Source organism: Streptomyces sp. NPDC088252 (genome assembly GCF_044740965.1).
Classification (GTDB): domain Bacteria; phylum Actinomycetota; class Actinomycetes; order Streptomycetales; family Streptomycetaceae; genus Streptomyces.
Genome location: NZ_JBIURS010000002.1, coordinates 596,024 through 614,305, shown reverse-complemented (window position 1 = coordinate 614,305; position 18,282 = coordinate 596,024). Strand labels below are relative to the sequence as shown.

At 67.8% G+C, this 18,282-nt stretch carries 16 protein-coding genes and 1 pseudogene; 8 read left to right on the top strand and 9 right to left on the bottom strand.

Annotated features, from left to right (window positions below; genetic code table 11):
• The gene (locus ACIOHC_RS06550; protein ID WP_351076331.1) at positions 1 to 1,164 is read left to right on the top strand and encodes a winged helix DNA-binding domain-containing protein; all 1,164 of its coding nucleotides are present in this window, start codon (positions 1 to 3) and stop codon (positions 1,162 to 1,164) included.
• A 38-nt stretch (positions 1,165 to 1,202) separates the two neighbouring features.
• On the opposite strand, the gene ACIOHC_RS06545 is transcribed toward ACIOHC_RS06550, so the two are convergent.
• Positions 1,203 to 2,585: a serine hydrolase domain-containing protein gene (locus ACIOHC_RS06545; RefSeq protein WP_351076334.1), complete on the bottom strand. Its 1,383-nt coding sequence runs from the start codon at positions 2,583 to 2,585 to the stop codon at positions 1,203 to 1,205.
• Positions 2,586 to 2,895: 310 nt separating this feature from the next.
• On the opposite strand from ACIOHC_RS06545, the pseudogene ACIOHC_RS06540 reads away from it, so the two are divergent.
• A pseudogene (locus ACIOHC_RS06540) lies at positions 2,896 to 3,623 on the top strand (dienelactone hydrolase family protein).
• A 321-nt stretch (positions 3,624 to 3,944) separates the two neighbouring features.
• On the opposite strand, the gene ACIOHC_RS06535 reads toward ACIOHC_RS06540, so the two are convergent.
• Positions 3,945 to 4,430 carry a carboxymuconolactone decarboxylase family protein gene (locus tag ACIOHC_RS06535; protein ID WP_351076337.1) on the bottom strand — a complete coding sequence of 162 codons (486 nt, stop codon included), beginning with the start codon at positions 4,428 to 4,430 and terminating at the stop codon, positions 3,945 to 3,947.
• Between the two features lie 199 nt (positions 4,431 to 4,629).
• Between ACIOHC_RS06535 and ACIOHC_RS06530 the strand changes: the two genes are divergently transcribed.
• A complete protein-coding gene (locus tag ACIOHC_RS06530) occupies positions 4,630 to 5,553 on the top strand; it encodes an RNA polymerase sigma-70 factor (protein ID WP_351076339.1) in 924 nt (307 codons plus the stop codon).
• Between the two features lie 161 nt (positions 5,554 to 5,714).
• Here the strand turns inward: ACIOHC_RS06530 and dnaB are convergent, their stop codons facing one another.
• Positions 5,715 to 7,193 (bottom strand): replicative DNA helicase, encoded by a 1,479-nt coding sequence (gene dnaB / locus ACIOHC_RS06525; RefSeq protein ID WP_351076342.1) that lies wholly within the window; start codon positions 7,191 to 7,193, stop codon positions 5,715 to 5,717.
• A gap of 458 nt (positions 7,194 to 7,651) precedes the next feature.
• Here dnaB and ACIOHC_RS06520 point away from each other — a divergent pair, with 458 nt between their 5' ends.
• The gene (locus ACIOHC_RS06520) at positions 7,652 to 8,986 is read left to right on the top strand and encodes an MATE family efflux transporter (RefSeq protein ID WP_401841689.1); all 1,335 of its coding nucleotides are present in this window, start codon (positions 7,652 to 7,654) and stop codon (positions 8,984 to 8,986) included.
• Positions 8,987 to 9,140: 154 nt separating this feature from the next.
• Here the strand turns inward: ACIOHC_RS06520 and rplI are convergent, their stop codons facing one another.
• The 4 genes from rplI to rpsF form a co-directional block, all read right to left on the bottom strand.
• Positions 9,141 to 9,587, bottom strand: coding sequence for a 50S ribosomal protein L9 (gene rplI, locus ACIOHC_RS06515; protein ID WP_351076346.1), 447 nt, complete (start codon positions 9,585 to 9,587; stop codon positions 9,141 to 9,143).
• 18 nt (positions 9,588 to 9,605) lie between these two features.
• Positions 9,606 to 9,842, bottom strand: a complete 237-nt coding sequence (gene rpsR, locus ACIOHC_RS06510; RefSeq protein ID WP_003967857.1) for a 30S ribosomal protein S18 — start codon at positions 9,840 to 9,842, stop codon at positions 9,606 to 9,608.
• 43 nt (positions 9,843 to 9,885) lie between these two features.
• A complete protein-coding gene (locus ACIOHC_RS06505; protein ID WP_351076348.1) occupies positions 9,886 to 10,485 on the bottom strand; it encodes a single-stranded DNA-binding protein in 600 nt (199 codons plus the stop codon).
• A 74-nt stretch (positions 10,486 to 10,559) separates the two neighbouring features.
• Positions 10,560 to 10,850 (bottom strand): 30S ribosomal protein S6, encoded by a 291-nt coding sequence (rpsF, locus tag ACIOHC_RS06500; protein ID WP_015609864.1) that lies wholly within the window; start codon positions 10,848 to 10,850, stop codon positions 10,560 to 10,562.
• A gap of 278 nt (positions 10,851 to 11,128) precedes the next feature.
• On the opposite strand from rpsF, the gene ACIOHC_RS06495 reads away from it, so the two are divergent.
• From ACIOHC_RS06495 to ACIOHC_RS06485, 3 genes are all read left to right on the top strand, one after another.
• Positions 11,129 to 11,443: a hypothetical protein gene (locus ACIOHC_RS06495; RefSeq protein ID WP_351076352.1), complete on the top strand. Its 315-nt coding sequence runs from the start codon at positions 11,129 to 11,131 to the stop codon at positions 11,441 to 11,443.
• 237 nt (positions 11,444 to 11,680) lie between these two features.
• Positions 11,681 to 12,799 carry a peptidoglycan bridge formation glycyltransferase FemA/FemB family protein gene (locus ACIOHC_RS06490; RefSeq protein ID WP_351076355.1) on the top strand — a complete coding sequence of 373 codons (1,119 nt, stop codon included), beginning with the start codon at positions 11,681 to 11,683 and terminating at the stop codon, positions 12,797 to 12,799.
• Between the two features lie 126 nt (positions 12,800 to 12,925).
• Positions 12,926 to 13,957: an alanine racemase gene (locus ACIOHC_RS06485; protein ID WP_351076358.1), complete on the top strand. Its 1,032-nt coding sequence runs from the start codon at positions 12,926 to 12,928 to the stop codon at positions 13,955 to 13,957.
• 51 nt (positions 13,958 to 14,008) lie between these two features.
• On the opposite strand, the gene ACIOHC_RS06480 is transcribed toward ACIOHC_RS06485, so the two are convergent.
• Entirely contained in the window at positions 14,009 to 15,502 is a 1,494-nt protein-coding gene (locus ACIOHC_RS06480) for a glycosyltransferase family 87 protein (RefSeq protein ID WP_401841684.1), read from the bottom strand.
• A gap of 119 nt (positions 15,503 to 15,621) precedes the next feature.
• A complete protein-coding gene (locus ACIOHC_RS06475) occupies positions 15,622 to 17,970 on the bottom strand; it encodes a transglycosylase domain-containing protein (protein WP_351072314.1) in 2,349 nt (782 codons plus the stop codon).
• 99 nt (positions 17,971 to 18,069) lie between these two features.
• Between ACIOHC_RS06475 and ACIOHC_RS06470 the strand changes: the two genes are divergently transcribed.
• Positions 18,070 to 18,201 carry a hypothetical protein gene (locus ACIOHC_RS06470; RefSeq protein ID WP_351072312.1) on the top strand — a complete coding sequence of 44 codons (132 nt, stop codon included), beginning with the start codon at positions 18,070 to 18,072 and terminating at the stop codon, positions 18,199 to 18,201.
• The last annotated feature ends 81 nt before the right edge of the window (positions 18,202 to 18,282 follow it).

Below are 18,282 nucleotides of genomic sequence, written 5' to 3'. Positions count from 1 at the left end.
GTGCACCACATCAGTGACGAACAGCGCAGGATCAGGCTCGGGCGGCGACACCTCCTGGCCCCGTCGGTACGGGCCGTGTCCCCGGTGTCCGTGGCCGACGCGATCGTCGCTCTGCACGCCACGGATGCCGCCACGGTCTTCCTCTCCACGTGTGCCCGGATGTCCGAGGCAAGCGTCGCCTCGGTCGAGCGGGCTCTCTACGAGGACGTCTCCCTGGTCCGGCAACTCTCCATGCGCAACACCCTCTTCGTCGTACCGCAGGAACTCGCTCCCTGCGTCGACGCGTCGAACGCCCGGGCCGTGGCCGCCAAGGAACGCCGTACCTTTCTCAAACACCTGGCAGATGACGGCAATGGACTGGACGAGCGCTGGCTCGCCGACACCGAACTCAAGGTGCTTGCCGCCCTGACAGCCAACGGTCCCGCCACCGGCAGCGAACTCTCCGCCTCCGTGGCCGCTCTGCAAACCAAGATCACGGTCTTTCCCGGCAAGAAGCAGGAGACGGTGCAGGGCGTCGCCTCCCGTGTCCTCCGGGTCCTGGCAGCCGAGGGCCGCATCCGGCGGGACCGGCCGCGCGGTTCCTGGACGTCCAGCCAGTTCCGCTGGACCGCGTCCGAGCCCTGGCGCTCCGAGGACCCGACACAGGCGCAGGCCGAGCTGGCCCGGCGCTGGCTCCGGTCGTACGGTCCGGCGACCGAGGCCGATCTCAAGTGGTGGACGGGCTGGGGGCTGGGCCCGACCCGCAAGGCCCTGGCAGCCGTCGAAGCAGAGGAGGTCCGGCTCGACAACGGTTCCGTGGGACGGGTCCTGCCGGAGGACCTGGAACCTGAACCGGCCCCTGAGCCCTGGGCCGCGCTGCTTCCGGCTCTGGACCCCAGCGCGATGGGCTGGGCCGATCGTGACTTCCATCTCCCGGCCGAACACCGGAAAGCACTATTCGACCGGTCCGGCAATATCGGCCCGACCGTGTGGTGGAACGGCGAGATCGTGGGCGGCTGGGCGCAGCGTGCCGATGGCGAGCCGGTCTGGCGACTGCTGTCCGACGTCGGCCGGGATGCCACCACCGCGGTCGAGGCGGAAGCGTCCCGGCTGTCGCAGTGGGTGGGTCGAGCGCGGATCACCCCGCGCTTCCGAACCCCACTGGAGCGGGAGCTGACGGCCTGAGCCGGCCGCCCTCTGCCGTTTCACGTGAAACGCGGCACTCAGGCCCGAAGGCCCCGCCAACCGCCCTCGTCCACACCACCGGGAACGGCCGCAGCGGGGTCGTAAGGCTCCCGCGTGAAGACGAACGAACCCAGATCGAGATGGTTCACGCTGCCGTCGCCGTTTCGGACGATGCGCAACGTCTCCCCCGCGTAATACCCGTCGAGACCGGTCCAGGTGCCGTCGGGCTGTGCCGTGAACCGGGCGCCGCGGCCACTGCCCCGCAGGGGCTGAAGCTCCAGCCCGCCGTCCGCAGTCAGTCTCAGGATGTTCGCGCGCGTGCCCCAGTACCAGGGACCGGTCAACGCGAGCAGTTCGGTGTCCACCTCGGGCAGCGGTCGCCAGGGCTCCGGAATACGGGGCTCGGCCTCGGCGACGATCTTGACGAGGTCGGCGGCCACGTCACCGATCATCAGCCCCGACGTGGTGTTGGTGAGGACAACAGCCGTCACATCGTCCGCGACGCTGATCCACAGGGCGGCCAGGAAGCCGGGCAGCGAACCCGTGTGCCCGAAGAGGCTGCGGCCATCGTTCCGTGCACACTGCACGCCCAGGCCGTACGCGGAATCCCAGGCACCGGACTCGGTCGGCGCGGACGGTTCACGCATCTGCTCCACGGAGGCCTCGCAGAGCACTCGGTCATCCCCCTCCGTCAGAAAGGCCGCGAAGCGGAGGAGGTCGCCCGTGGTGGACCAGAGCTGGCCGGCCGGAGCCATCAGCCCGAGATCCTCGGCCGGTTCGGGCAGCATGGCATCGGCCCAGGGGTGCACGGCCCAGCCGCCTGCGTGCGGTGCTTGCGGCTGGGGGCTCGTACGGTGCATGCCCAGCGGTTCGAGGATCTCGCGCCGTAGCACCTCCGCCCAGCTCTCCCCGCGCACCTTCTCGATCAGCGCGCCCAGCAGTGTGTAGCCAGGGTTCGAGTAGTGATGGAGGCGGCCCGGAGTGTGCATCCTCGGCTGCTCACCGAGTACATCGGCAAGCTCGGGCCGCAAGGTGCCCGGAGTCCTCTCCCACCAGGGCGCAGGTGACTCGGCAGCCAGTCCTGCGCTGTGACCCAGGAGTTGGTGGACAGTGACTCCACCGACGCCCGTACCGGGCAGGTGCTTCTCCAGCGGGTCGTCCAGGTCCAGAAGGCCCTCGTCCCGCAATCGCAGGACCAGCACTGCCGTGAATGTCTTGGTGATCGAGCCGATCCTGAACTGCGTGTCGGCATCGGGCGCGTGGCCGTCCACGCAGCTGCGGGAGCCGCTCCAGACGGTCCGCCCCTGCCTCTGTACCGCGGCGACGAGTGAAGGCGCCCGGCCTTCCGACTGTGCGGTGGCAATGCGGTGCAGCAGGGCGCGCCGCGTACCGGGGAGCAACTGTTCAGATGGGGAGGTCATCCTCAACAACTACCCGGAGAGCCCGAGCCGTGGCGAACGCATTTCACATCCCCGGGCCGCTCGCGCCTGCGATCAGGACGCGAACACGAGACCCAGCGGCGGCCGAGCCCGTGTGGGTTCTCAGGTCCTTTGTCCTGTGGCGGTGTTGTGACCTGCGGCGATGACCGGCGGCCTGGTTCGCATCGGTGTCGATGTGCTCCGTCAGAACCAGAACCTTCCACAGTGCCCACCCACGGGCCCACACCTGCGATGTTCTGCCGACGGTGAAGACCGGCCCGCTCGGGCGCGACGATCACTACAGTCCGGTCTCATGACGACGGTCACAACGCGCACGGTCGAATACCCGGGGCCGACGGCCTGACGATGATCGGGCACCTCGCGCTCCCCGCCGGTGTCGACCGCCGGCCCGCAGTCCTGATCGGGCCCGAGGGGCCGGGGCTGAACGACTTCCAGCGCCGCCGGGCCGACGCCCTCGCCGAACTGGGTTACGTGGCGCTGGCCTTCGACCTCCACGGCGGGCGCTGGTTCACCGACCCACAGGAGATGCCGGCGCGCGTGACTCCCCTGCTCGCCGACCCCGACCGGATGCGGGGCATCGGCCACGCGGCACTCGACGTGCTGCGTGCCGAACCGCGGACCGACCCCGACCGGATCGCCGGTATCGGCTACGGCACCGGGGGCGCGATCGTGCTGGAACTCGGGCGCGACGGCGTCGACCTGCGGGCGATCGGGACGGTCAACGCACTGACCACGGGCCGACCGGGCGAGGCGGTGCGCATCCGTTGCCCCGTGTGGGCCGGGCTCGGATCGGAGGACCCGATCATGCCCGCTGAGCAACGGGACGCCTTCGTCGCCGAGATGCAGGCCGCGGGCGTCGACTGGCGCCTCGTGGTCTACGGCGGAGCCCTGCACGCCTTCCACCACCCGCCGGTCGACCAGACCGTGCTCCCCGGCGTCGGCTACCACCCGCAGCACGCGCAGCGAGCCTGGCGCGACGTCGTCGACCTGCTCGCCGAGTGCCTGCCCGTAACGGAGTGAGCCGGGACCTCTCGACTGCCATTGTCATGACACGACAGCGGAGAAGATGACATGGAGCCTGAGAACCCACAGCCCGCGTGGGAACTCGCGGCTCATGCCCCAGGGAGCGGCCCCTGGCCGGTGGGATTCGGGTGGTCCCACACCGTGGCCGGATGCTCTTGTCTCAGGACGGGTGCTTTTTCTCGCGTCCCGTCAGAAGTCACGACGGCCGGGCTGTGATCCTCCGACGGGCCGTGTCCCGGAGCTCCTCGGTGACCTTGTGCCGGGCCGGCCCCATACGTTCGATCGGGGCCGGCCCAGCAGCGTCGATGGCCGCCGTGATCAGACGGCGATGGCGGCGAGATCGCCGGGCTCGTAGGCGCCGCCCCGGTTGTTGAGGATCACGCCGAGCCGGTTGGTTGCGTTGATCATGGCGATCAGAGAGACCAGAGCGATGACCTGGTCGTCGTCGTAGTGCTTGCGCACCCTGTCCCAGGTCTCGTCGGAAACACCCTCGTAGCCGTCGATGATGCGGGTGCCCTCCTCGGTGAGGGCAAGCGCGGCCCGCTCGGCCTCGGTGAACACGGTGGAGTGGCGCCAGACGGCGACCAGGTTCAACCGGGCCGAGGCCTCACCAGCGGCCGCAGCGTCCTTGGTGTGGATGTCGACGCAGAAACCGCAGCCGTTGATCTGGCTGGCGCGCAACTGCACCAACTCCCGGGTCGGCTTGGGCAGCGACGACTCCTGGATCACCTGGCTGACGGCGAAGATCCGCTTGCCGATCTTGGCGCCGATCTCGCGAGCGAACAGGTTCATACGAGGTTCCATCACAACGTCCTCGCTTGTGAAGTCGTGTGCCGCGCGGATCGTCCGCGCAGCGTCCTGACGCTCACGAGGCGCCGGCCGCCGCGGCCCTGTGACACCCCGGTGGTGTGATGAAGGCCACCGATTCTCTGTGTCACAGGAGAAGTGAGGGCGGCGTCTTGTGCGCGACACGGATGAAAGACGCAACAGGCAGGAGCCGACCATGGACGAGCGCCCAGAGCGGGCGAAGGGCGAGACCGGACACGGCCCGCGCGCCGGGGGGACGGACTTCGCCACCGAGGCGTTCGTCGCCCACCGCAACCTGTTGTTCACCGTTGCCTACGAAATGCTCGGCTCCGCCGCCGACGCCGAGGACATCCTTCAGGAGACCTGGCTGCGCTGGGCGGAGGTCGACCACGCCACGGTGCGGGAACCGCGTGCCTTCCTGGTCCGCATCACCACGCGCCAGGCACTGACCCGTCTGCGTACGCTGCGCCGGCGCAAGGAGTCCTACGTCGGCCCCTGGCTGCCCGAACCCCTGCTGACCGCGCCCGATGTCGCCGAGGACATCGAGCTGGCCGACAGCGTCTCCATCGCGATGCTCCTGGTACTGGAGACACTCGCGCCGACAGAGCGGGCCGTGTTCGTGCTGCGCGACGTCTTCGATCTCGGGTACGACGAGATCGCGCAGGCCGTCGGCAAGACCCCTGCCGCAGTCCGGCAGATCGCCCACCGCGCGCGGGCCCACGTCACAGCGCGCCGGCCACGCGAGGTCGTGTCCCCGGCCCAGACACGCAGCGCTCTCGCCGCCTTCCAACAGGCCGTCGAAACAGGCGATTTGCAGCGCCTGCTCGACATGATCGCCCCGGACGTCGTGCTGCTGACCGACGGCGGCGGAGTCGTACGGGCCGCACTGGAGCCCGTCGTGGGCGCCGAAGCGGTGGCCGACGTGCTCAGCAGGCTCGCGTCCGCGACCTTGCGGCTGGCACAGGTCAACGGCCATCCGGCCCTGATCCTGCGCAGGGGCGGCCAGATCGACACCGTCCTGGCGGTACGCCTCGAAGGCGGCCTCATCAGCGGGCTCTACGCCGTCCGCAACCCCGAGAAGCTGTCACGCATCGACCGGGAAACCGCGGTGGGCCGATGATCCGGCCACGGCCCATACAGCCAAGGTATCGGCGCCGCATCCCTCGAAGGGACGGACAAGAACCACCGTCGGCGAGTCTCACAACGGCGACATGAGTACCACCGTTGTGCCATCGCGGCTGAGTTCGTGCCGCGAAATTTGAGGCCCCACAACACGGCCGCTCAGGTCTGTGCCATGTCCACGAAGCGCGAATAGTGGCCCTGGAAGGCCACGGTGATCGTCGCCGTCGGGCCGTTACGGTGCTTGGCCACGATCAGGTCCGCCTCGCCGGCCCGGGGGGACTCCTTCTCGTACGCGTCCTCTCGGTGCAGCAGGATCACCATGTCGGCGTCCTGCTCGATGGATCCGGATTCACGCAGGTCGGAGACCATGGGCTTCTTGTCCGTGCGCTGCTCGGGACCACGGTTCAGCTGGGAGAGCGCGATCACGGGGAGCTGCAGCTCCTTCGCGAGCAGCTTGAGGTTTCGGGACATGTCCGAGACCTCCTGCTGGCGGCTCTCGGCGCGCTTCGACCCACCGGACTGCATCAGCTGGAGATAGTCGATCACCACGAGCTTGAGGTCGTTGCGCTGTTTGAGACGACGGCACTTCGCCCGGATCTCCATCATGGAGAGGTTCGGGGAGTCGTCGATGTACAGGGGAGCGGCCGAGACGTCCGGCATTCGGCGGGCCAGCCGTGTCCAGTCCTCGTCGGTCATGGTGCCGGAACGCATGTGGTGGAGCGCCACCCGTGCCTCGGCCGAGAGCAGTCGCATGGCGATCTCGTTGCGCCCCATTTCAAGGGAGAAGATCACGCTGGGCAGGTTGCTCTTGATCGAACAAGCGCGAGCGAAGTCGAGCGCCAGCGTGGACTTACCCATGGCCGGACGAGCCGCGATGACGACCATCTGGCCCGGGTGCAGTCCGTTCGTCAGGGCGTCGAGGTCGGTGAAACCGGTCGGAACCCCGGTCATCTCGCCGCTGCGCGAACCGATCGCCTCGATCTCGTCGAGAGCGCCTTCCATGATGTCGCCGAGCGGCAGGTAGTCCTCGCTGGTGCGCTGCTCGGTGACGGCGTAGATCTCGGCCTGTGCGGAGTTCACGATGTCGTCGACATCGCCGTCGGCCGCGTATCCCATCTGCGTGATCTTCGTCCCGGCCTCGACGAGCCGCCTCAGGACCGCCCGTTCATGAACGATCTCCGCGTAGTACGAAGCGTTGGCCGCGGTCGGCACCGACTGGACGAGGGTGTGCAGATACGGGGCCCCACCCACCTTGCTGATCTCACCGCGCTTGACCAGCTCGGCCGCCACCGTGATCGGGTCGGCCGGCTCGCCCTTGGCGTAGAGATCGAGGATCGCCTGGTAGACGGTCTCGTGCGCGGGGCGGTAGAAGTCGTGCCCCTTGATGATCTCCACGACATCGGCGATGGCGTCCTTGGACAGGAGCATGCCGCCGAGGACCGACTGCTCGGCATCGAGGTCCTGGGGCGGGACCCGCTCGAAACCGGGGGGACCGTCCTCCCACCCGCCGCGTTCCCTGCCGCGTTCGTGCTGCTCGCCGCGGTCCCGGCCTTCACCTCGGCGCTGGCGGGTGACGGGCAGACGGTCACTGGGACCGGTGTCGGCCCAGGGGTCGTCCAAAGGCTCGGGAATGCTCACCGGGCCACCTCCTCCCGTCCGCTCCGCGGACCTCGCCGTGCCACTCTTTCTTACGGCACAGCACCGACAAACAAGACGCCCGACTCCGGTTCCGGCGCATCGAGTTCTACGGGTTCCAGGGCCGGAACGGGCTGCGGGCGCCGGACCACGGTAGGCCGCTATGCACCGTCAGCCAATCTGGTTATCCACAGGGCATGTGGACGACAGACCAGATGCTGTGGAGAACTCCGCAGAACCTGTGCACGGAGCGGGGGACAGCACTGTGGACAAACTCATAGCACCCTCCCCATCAGCCCCCTGACCTGCACTTTCTCCGTCCACGGGCTGTGGGGGAGAAAAACTTTTCAACTCAGCTCAAGATCACGACAAACAGCACGCAGGAGAACCCCGCCCGCTAGCAAATGTAAGGATTGCCAGCGCATTGCATCCATTACCTGTGGAAGATTAGATTGGCCCCCATGACCCAGGCCCCGGCAACCTCGCCGCCCAGTCGTCGACGGCACGACCGCGAGATCATCTCGCTCGCCGTCCCTGCCTTCGGCGCACTCGTCGCCGAGCCTCTCTTCGTGATGGTCGACAGCGCCATCGTCGGTCATCTGGGCACACCGCAGTTGGCCGGTCTGGCCGTCGCCGCGGCGCTGCTGACGACCGCCGTCAGTGTCTTTGTCTTTCTCGCGTATGCCACCACCGCGGCAGTGGCGCGTCGGGTCGGAGCGGGCGATCAGGCCTCCGCGATCCGACAGGGCATGGACGGAATCTGGCTGGCCCTTCTGCTCGGCACAGGTGTCATCGCCGTCGCGCTCCCCACGGCCCCGTGGCTCGTGCACGTCTTCGGCGCCTCCGACACCGCCGCCCCTTACGCGATCACCTATCTGAGGATCTCCAGTCTCGGTATCCCGGCCATGCTCGTGGTGATGGCCGCGACCGGCGTACTCCGTGGCCTGCAGGACACCAGAACCCCGCTCTATGTCGCCGTCGGGGGCTTCGCGGCCAACGGGGCCCTCAACGCGGGACTCGTCTACGGTGCCGGGCTCGGCATCGCAGGATCGGCCTGGGGAACAGTGATCGCCCAGATCTCCATGGCCGCCGCCTATCTGATCGTGGTGGTCCGGGGGGCACGTCGACATGGGGCCTCTCTGCGTCCCGATGCCGCCGGCATCAGGGCCAGCGCCCAGGCCGGCGTCCCACTGCTCGTCCGCACGCTGTCGCTCCGTGCCGTCCTGATGATCGCCACAGCAGTGGCCGCCCGCCTCGGCGACACCGAGATCGCCGCGCACCAGATCATTCTCTCGCTCTGGAGCCTGATGGCCTTCGCGCTCGACGCCATCGCCATCGCAGGGCAAGCCATCATCGGTCGCTATCTGGGAGCCGACGACGCCCGGGGCGCACGAGAGGCGTGCCGCCGCATGGTGCAGTGGGGCATCGCCTCCGGAGTGGTGTTCGGGGCGCTCATCGTCCTTGCCCGACCACTGTTCGTGCCCCTGTTCACGGATGACCAGTCCGTTCAGGGCACCCTGCTCCCGGCGCTGCTGGTGGTGGCGCTGTCCCAGCCGATCGCCGGCGTGGTCTTCGTCCTGGACGGGGTGCTGATGGGCGCCGGGGACGGTCGGTATCTGGCATGGGCCATGCTCGTGACTCTGGCCGTCTTCGCCCCGGTCGCCCTGCTGGTACCAAGCTTCGGCGGCCTGACTGCCTTGTGGTGGGCGATGGCGCTGATGATGGCCGTCCGCATGATGACGCTCTGGCTGCGCACTCGGTCGGGCAAGTGGATCGTCACCGGCGCCACCCGTTGAGCACCACCGAGCGGCACCCCCGTTTCACGTGAAACCGCCGAACCGCCAGACTGCAGAACCGTGCAAGAGCGGAGACGCGCACCAACGAAGCCGAACAGTGAAGGGCCGCACCCCGCGGGGTACGGCCCTTCACCTGCTCTGGTGAGCTGTGCCCTTAGGCAGCAACAACCTCGATGCCGAGGTTCGCAGCGACCTCGGGGTGCAGACGCACGGACACCTGGTGCCCGCCGAGCGTCTTGATCGGCGAGCCGAGCTCGACGCGACGCTTGTCGACGTCCGGGCCACCGGCAGCCTTGATCGCCGAGGCGATGTCGGCCGGGGTCACGGAGCCGAAGAGGCGACCGGCTTCGCCGGAGCGAACGGCCAGGCGGACCTTGACGGCCTCAAGCTTCGTCTTGACCTCGTTGGCCTGCTCGATCGTGGCGATCTCGTGGATCTTGCGGGCGCGGCGGATCTGCGCCACGTCCTTCTCGCCACCCTTGGTCCAGCGGATGGCAAAGCCACGCGGGACCAGGTAGTTACGGGCGTACCCGTCCTTGACGTCGACGACGTCGCCCGCAGCGCCGAGGCCGGAGACCTCGTGGGTGAGGATGATCTTCATGTTTCTGTCACCCTTCCCTTATCGCGCGGTGGACGTGTAGGGCAGCAGCGCCATCTCACGGCTGTTCTTGACTGCCGTGGCGACGTCACGCTGGTGCTGCGTGCAGTTGCCGGTCACGCGGCGGGCACGGATCTTGCCACGGTCGGAAATGAACTTCCGCAGCATGTTCGTGTCCTTGTAGTCCACGTACTGGGTCTTGTCCTTGCAGAACGCGCAGACCTTCTTCTTAGGCTTGCGCACAGGCGGCTTCGCCATGGTGATTCTCCTGTGTGATCAAGAAGTGGGGGTACGAGCTGCCCTAGAAGGGAGGCTCGTCCGAGTAGCCGCCGCCGGAGCCGCCGGAGCTTCCGCCCCAACCGCCTCCTTGCTGGCCCCCGCCCTGCTGACCGCCGGACGGCGCGCTCGTGGCCCACGGGTCGTCGGCGGGAGCGCCGCCACCACCCTGCTGGCCACCGCCGCTGGGACCGCCGCCCCAGCCGCCTCCGCCCTGCTGGCCACCGCCGTATCCACCCTGGCCGCCCTGACCACCGCGACCGGTGGTCTTGGTGACCTTGGCCGTGGCGTTCTTGAGGCTGGGGCCGACTTCCTCGACGTCCAGCTCGTAGACCGTGCGCTTGACGCCCTCGCGGTCTTCGTACGACCGCTGCTTCAGCCGGCCCTGCACGACAACGCGCATGCCTCGCTGGAGCGACTCGGCGACGTTCTCCGCCGCCTGCCGCCAGACCGAGCAGGTGAGGAACAGGCCTTCGCCGTCCTTCCACTCATTGGTCTGCCGGTCGAAGATGCGGGGAGTGGACGCGACACGGAACTTCGCGACCGCCGCACCGGACGGGGTGAAGCGCAGCTCGGGGTCGTCGACGAGATTGCCGACGACCGTGATGACGGTCTCGCCTGCCATGGGTGAACCTCTCGGCGGGGATTGCTTCTGGCTGCTTGCTGCTACTCGAACCCGATGACCACTGAGCTAGATGCTCAGTGGATCTCGGGACGGAGGACCTTGGTCCGGAGGACCGACTCGTTCAGGTTCATCTGGCGGTCGAGCTCCTTGACGACCGCAGGCTCGGCCTGCAGGTCGATGACCGAGTAGATGCCCTCGGGCTTCTTCTTGATCTCGTAAGCGAGACGACGACGGCCCCAGGTGTCGACCTTCTCGACCTTTCCGTTGCCCTCACGGACGACGGAGAGGAAGTTCTCGATCAGCGGGGAGACAGCGCGCTCCTCGAGATCGGGGTCGAGGATGACCATCACCTCGTAGTGACGCATGTGGAACCCACCTCCTTTGGACTCAGCGGCCACGGTCGTTCCGTGGCAGGAGGGTCGTGATGCGTGAGCAACAGTGTCTCCGAGTAGAACAGCCACCACTGACAACGCCCTCCTCCTGGAGGGGGCCGCAGTGCTGGCCTGGGCAGACACCGGTGCAGACGTTACAGACTACCCGCACACCCGCTTCCGGTTGAAATCCGGTGCTCAGGAGACGCAATCTGGACACATCGGGTGTGAGCGGCGCCACAGGGCGCCGCCTTTCGGCCAGGAGGTACTCCATGGCACAGGCAGTTCGACCCCGTCCCCGCGTCTCCCTTCTTGCCACGGACGGCAAGAAACATCCGCTCCAGGAGACCCTGGTCGCGGTGACCCTGGTGCTCGGTGCGCTCGCCTTCGTGACGGCGATGTTCTACAACCTGCACCTGATCAGTTCGTGGGCCGGGCTGATCGGAATCCTCACCGCCGCGTACGGGCAGTACGTGTCGGCAACCACGCGCGAGAGGTTCCCGCTGATCATCGGCATGGGCGCGTCCGCCATCGGGTTCTTCCTGGGCATGGCTCACGGCGGCCTCTTCGGCGGCATAGTGGGCTGAATCAAGAAAGAAACAACCACACACAACCAGACAGATCCGGACAGATGAGTCGGCGCGAGGGCCCTCGCAGGGACTTGGCGCCGCTCCCCGTGCGAGGGCCCGGCCACCCGGGTTCCGGCGGGACGAATCGGCAAGGTCGTACAGGGCCAGACGGGGCGCTCCCCGGTCGCAGTAGGCTTCGGCGCGAGAGCCGGAGCCCCTGACCGATGGGGACACACCTGCCGAGGAGCGCCCCGCATGAGCCTGACCCTGAGGACCATCAGCCGAGAGCAGCATCTGGCTTACATCCAGAATCTGCCCGCGGCGAGTCACATGCAGGTCCCGGCATGGGCAGATGTGAAAGCCGAGTGGCGCTCGGAGAGCCTGGGCTGGTTCGACAAGAACGAACAGCTCGTCGGCGTCGGCCTGGTGCTCTACCGGCAGCTGCCCAAGATCAAGCGGTATCTCGCCTATCTGCCCGAGGGCCCGGTCATCAACTGGTACGCCCCGAACCTGGACGACTGGCTGCAGCCGATGCTGACGCATCTCAAGCAGCAGGGCGCCTTCTCCGTGAAGATGGGCCCGCCTGTCATCATCCGTCGCTGGGACGCGGCCGCCATCAAGTCGGGGATCCAGGACCCGGACGTGAAGCGGCTGCGCGATGTCGAGGCCACCCACATCGAACCGCGTGCCTTCGAGGTCGCGGACCGGCTGAGGAAGATGGGCTGGCAGCAGGGCGAGGACGGCGGCGCCGGATTCGGTGACGTACAGCCGCGCTACGTCTTCCAGGTGCCGCTGGCGAACCGGTCGCTCGAAGACGTCCACAAGGGCTTCAACCAGCTGTGGCGGCGCAACATCAAGAAGGCCGAGAAGGCCGGCGTCGAGGTCGTGCAGGGTGGCTACGCGGAGCTCGCCGAGTGGCAGCGGCTGTACGAGATCACAGCGGAGCGCGACCACTTCCGGCCGCGGCCCCTGGGCTACTTCCAGCGCATGTGGACCGCCCTCAACAACGAGGACCCCAACCGGATGCGGCTGTACTTCGCCCGGCACGAGGGCGAGAACGTCGCGGCCGCGACCATGCTGATCGTCGGCGGCCACGTCTGGTACTCGTACGGCGCGTCCGCCAACCACAAGCGCGAGGTCCGGCCCTCGAACGCGATGCAGTGGCGGATGCTGCGCGACGCGTACGCCATGGGGGCCACCGTCTACGACCTGCGCGGCATCTCCGACTCGCTGGACGAGACCGACCACCTCTTCGGTCTGATCCAGTTCAAGGTGGGCACCGGTGGGCAGGCTGCCGAATACCTCGGCGAGTGGGACTTCCCGCTCAACAAGCTGCTGCACAAGGCGCTCGACATCTACATGTCGCGTCGCTGATACGCGTCGTCCCGCTGACGAAACCGGCTTCATTCGTTTCAATGGGGACTTCGGCCCGACAGGCACCCCACAAAGCCCCGCACACCTCTGATCCACCGCAGCCACCAGAAAGGTTCCGGACCGGCCATGGCGCTCTCCCTCTACGTCGACACCGCGCGCTGGCGGGCGCACCAGAAATCCGTCCTCGACCAGTTCCCCGGCCTCGTCCCGGTCTGCAAGGGCAACGGATACGGTTTCGGTCACGAGCGTCTCGCCGACGAGGCCATCCGCTTCGGCTCCGACACGCTCGCCGTCGGCACCACCTACGAGGCGGCCCGCATCAAGGACTGGTTCAGCGGCGATCTGCTGGTCCTCACCCCGTTCCGCCGGGGCGAGGAGCCGGTGCCGCTGCCCGACCGTGTCATCCGGTCCGTCTCCTCCGTGGACGGAGTGCACGCCCTGGTGGGCGCGCGGGTCGTCATCGAGTGCATGAGCTCGATGAAGCGCCACGGTGTCAAGGAGGAGGAGCTCGGGCTGCTGCACGCCGCCATCGAGGACGTACGCCTCGAAGGCTTCGCCCTGCACCTGCCGCTGGACCGCACGGACGGCTCGGACGCGGTCGAGGAAGTGATCGCCTGGATGGACCGGCTCCGCGCCGCCAGGCTGCCGCTGCACACCATGTTCGTCAGCCATCTGCGCGCCGAGGAGCTGGGCCGGCTGCAGCAGCAGTTCCCGCAGACCCGCTTCCGCGCCCGCATCGGTACCCGGCTGTGGCTCGGCGACCACGAGGCGACGGAGTACCGGGGCGCCGTTCTGGACGTCACACCGGTCGTCAAGGGTGACCGCTTCGGCTACCGCCAGCAGAAGGCCGCCTCGGACGGCTGGCTGGTGGTCGTCGCGGGCGGTACGTCGCACGGTGTGGGGCTGGAGGCCCCGAAGGCCCTGCACGGTGTGATGCCGCGCGCCAAGGGCGTCGCACGGGCGGGTCTGGCCACGGTCAACCGCAACCTGTCCCCGTTCGTCTGGGCGGGCAAGCAGCGCTGGTTCGCCGAACCGCCGCACATGCAGGTGTCGATCCTGTTCGTTCCCTCGGACGCGCAGGAGCCGAAGGTCGGTGACGAGCTGGTGGCCCATCTGCGGCACACGACCACCCAGTTCGACCGCCTCGTCGACCGCTAGGAGGGTTCCGACGGCTCTCTCCGTGGGTTCCGGACCCCGGAGAGAGCCGGATCAGTCGGCGGCGGGGCCGTGCGTCGCGCCCCAATCCACCCGCGACCCTTCGACGGCGGGCTGGGCAAGCCGCGGCGGATGCACCGCCCGCCCCAGCACGAATACGTCCGGGGAGCCGTCGAGCACCCCGCCGGACGGATCGTCCGACCCGTCGCGCCGTACGACGTCCCGCTCCGGCACCAGAATGTCCCGTACGACCACGGCGCAGAGGTACAGCGTGCCCAGCAGATGCAGGGCGATCGCCAACTGATACCCCTCCGTGGGCAGACCCTGGTGCTTGTCCCCGCTCGTCGTGTAGGCGAGGTACATCCAGATGCCCAGGAAGTACATGACCTCGCAGGCCTGCCAGATCAGGAAGTCGCGCCACCGCGGCCTGGCCAGGACGGCCAGGGGAATCAGCCACAGCACGTACTGCGGTGAATAGACCTTGTTGACGAGGATGAACGCGGCGACGACGAGAAAGACGAGCTGCGCGAGGCGCGGCCTGCGCGGAGCCGTCAGCGTCAGTGCGGCGATGCCCGCGCACAGCAGGACCATCACCAGTTCGGAGACGTGGTTGACCGTCGATGTCTCGATGGACATGCCGGTGCGCTGGGTGATGATCAGCCAGAAGGAGCCGAAGTCGACGCCCCGTTCCTCGCTGAACGTGTAGAACTTGCTCCAGCCCTCGGGCGCGGAGATCATCACCGGCAGGTTCACCACCAGCCAGGAGCCTGCCGCCCCGAGCGTCGCCAGGCCGAACTCCCGCCACTTGCCCGCCCGCCAGCACAGCACGAGGACGGGCCCCAGCAGCAACAGGGGATAGAGCTTGGCGGCCGTGGCGAGCCCGACGAGGACGCCGAACGCCAGCGCCCGCTTCCGGGACCACATGAGCATCGCCGCGGCCGTCAGTGCGACGGCCAGCAGGTCCCAGTTGATCGTGGCGGTGAGCGCGAAGGCGGGCGCGAGGGCGACCAGCAGCCCGTCCCAGGGGCGGCGCCGGTGGGTACGCGCGACACAGACGGCGATGATCACGGCGCAGACCATCAGCATGCCGGCGTTGACCATCCAGTACATCTGCTCGCGGTGCTGAACGTCTCCGCCCGGCGTCAGCCAGGACGCGATCTGCATGAACACGCCCGTCAGAACGGGGTACTCCAGGTACTGCATGTCGCCGGCCAGCCGGTCGAAGTACGGGACGAGGCCGTCGGAGAAGCCGCGTGCGACATAGAGATGCGGAATGTCCGAGTAGCAGGCGTGCGTGTACTGCGAACCAGCGCCCCTGAACCACGCCCAGTCGTAACAGGGCAGCTTCTGCACCATGCCGAGCGCGAACATCCCGACAGCCACCAGCGCAATGACGCCCACGGGCGTGAGTGCCGTGGCGCCGAGCCGTGTCCAGCGCCCCGACCGCCCGCCGATCAGCTCGCTGCCGGCCTCGGCGATCTCGTCCTGGTGCGTGGGCCGCACAACGGGCCGTGTCTGGTCCACACTCGTGTCTTCTCGGCTTGGCATGCCGCTCATCCTGCCGTACGGGGCTGTGGAAACGTCGAGGGCCGCCGCACCATGGGGTGCGACGGCCCTCGACGGGAATCCAGCCGGCTGGATCGCCTGTCTACCCGGCAGAGGAGCCGCTAACCGGCCGGGCCTCCGAAGATTCCACCGTTCCCGTTCCCGTTGCCGTTGCCGTTCCCATTACCGTTCCCGTTGCCGCCGACCGGTGGCGTGGCGGATGTCGACGGGTCGGGACCGGGGTCGCCGCCGTCTCCGCCGTTCGCAGCACCGGTACTGGTTCCGCCGTTGCTGTTCTGGCAGTTCGGGTCCCATGCGCTGCAGGTCTCGCTGGGGTCGGGCGCGGGCGGGGACGGGGTGTTCGAGGGCGACTCGGACACCTCCGTGGTCGGCGTGGGCGACGTCTCCATCGTGGGCGTCGGCCTGGGGCTCGGCGCGCCGCCACCGTAGACCGTCTCACCGATCGGCGTCGGCTCCGGGAAGGTCAGGACCGGCTGACCCTTCAGCGCGCCCGCCATGTAGTCGTGCCAGATCTGCGCCGGGAACGAGGCACCGTGGATCGTCTTCTCACCACCCGTCCCGTACATCTTCTCGAACTTGCGGTTCGCGTTCTTCTCGTCGTCGTCCAGCCGGTACATGCTGATGGCCGTCGACAGCTGCGGGGTGTAGCCGACGAACCAGGCCGACTTGTTGTCGTCCGTCGTACCCGTCTTGCCCGCCACGTCGCGGCCGGGGAGCTGGGCAGGGGTACCGGTTCCCTTCTCGACGACGTTCTTCAGGACGTCGGTGACGTTGTCGGCGATCTCCGGAGCGAAGGCGCGCTTGGGGGCATCCTTGTGCCGGTAGATGACTTCGCCCCGGTGCTTCACCTCGGTGACCGAGTAGGGATCGCGCTGCATACCGCTGTCGGCGAAGGTCGCGTACGCGCCGGCCATGCGGATCGCACTGGGCGAGGACGTACCGATGGAGAACGACGGCACATTCGAATTCGCCATGTTGTTGTCGTCCTTGAGCCCCGCGGCGATGGCGACGTCCTTCACCTTGTCGGTGCCGACGTCCATGCCGAGCTGTACGTAGGGGGAGTTGGCGGACACCTGCATCGCCTCACGGAGGGTGATGTTGCCCTCCGACTTATGGCCGTCGTTGGCCTGCAGCCACTCCTTGCCGTTCTCGTCCGTCCAGATCTCGCCGTTGTATTTCTTGATCTTCAGTTTGTCGTCGCCGTTGTAGATGCTCAGAGGCGAGACCTTCTCACGCTGCGAGTCGGTCTGGTCCGCAGGGAGCGAGGGGTCGCGCCTGCCGTACTCCATCGCCGCCGCCAGCACGAACGGCTTGAAGGTCGAGCCGACCTGCGCACCGGTGGGGTCGGCGTTGTTGGTGTAGTGCTTGGTCGCGTCCTCACCGCCGTAGATCGCCACGATGGCACCGGTCTTGGGATCCACCGACCCGCCACCGAACTGGACGTGGGTGTCCGTCTCGGGGCGCTGCTTCGGCTTGATCTTGCTGTCGTAGACCTTCTGGACCGCGGCGTCGAGCTCCTTGACCTTCTTCTTGTTGAAGGTGGTGTGGATCTCGTAGCCGCCCTGGGCGAGCTTTTCCGCTGTGACGCCCTGGTCGTTGTTGTTGAGGAAGTACTTCTTGGCGAGGTCGACCAGGTAGCCGGTCTGACCGCCCAGCTGGGCGTTCTTCTGCGGCGGCTTGGGCATCGGGAACTCGGTGTACTTGTCGCGCTCCGTCGCCGAGAGACGGTTGTCCTTCACCTCTTCGTCGAGGATCCACTTCCAGCGCTTCACGGCCCGTTCGGTGTTCTTCGCCTTGCTGGCCTGCACTTCATCGATCTCGGGAACACCCGCCGGGTCGAAGTAGGTCGCGCCCTTGAGCAGCGTGGCCAGGAACGCGCACTGGCTCGGGTTCAGGTCCTTGGCGTCCTTGTCGTAGTACGTACGGGCCGCCGCCTGGATCCCCCACGCACCTCGCCCGTAGTACGAGATGTTGAGGTAGTCCCTGATGACGTCCTTCTTGTCCATCTCGTTGGCGACCTTGAGCGTGATGAAGAGTTCTTCGAACTTCCGGCTCAGGGTCTGCTCCTGGGACAGACGCGAGTTCTTCACGTACTGCTGGGTGATCGTCGAACCACCCTGGGTCTGGCCGCCACTGGCCATGTTGTACAGGGCACGGGCGATGCCCATGGGGTCGATGCCGTGGTCGTGGTCGAAGGACTTGTTCTCGGCCGAGATGACCGCGTTCCGCATGGCTGCGGGGATCTGCTCGTAGCCGATCTCCTGACGGTTGACCTCACCGCCGGTGGCGACCATCTGCGTGCCGTCGTCCCAGAAGTAGACGTTGTTCTGCGCTTTCGCGGTGGCCTTCACATCGGGCATGCCGACCATGGCGTAGGCGAGACCGGCGACCCCCATGAGCAGACCGAGGAAACCGACGCAGAGGCCGGAGACCAGCTTCCACGACGGCATCCAGCGCCGAAAGCCGTACTTCCCGGCGCGCGGGTAGTCGATGAAGCGCTTCTTGGCAGGACCCTGGCCGCCCCGGCCACGTCCCCTGCCCGGGCCCTCGTGTCCACCGTCGCCGCCACCACGACGACGGCCACCGCCGCCGCCACGGCTCCCGCCGCCGCGCTGGGCGGCTCGTCTGGCCGCTGCGCGCCCGCCGTACGGGCTGTCACCACCATCCGCACCGGAAGGTGATCCTGATGTTACTCCGCGTGACGGAGCGGCGCGGCGTCCTGAGGACTGCTGGGCGGCTCGTCTGGCCGCTGCGCGCCCCCC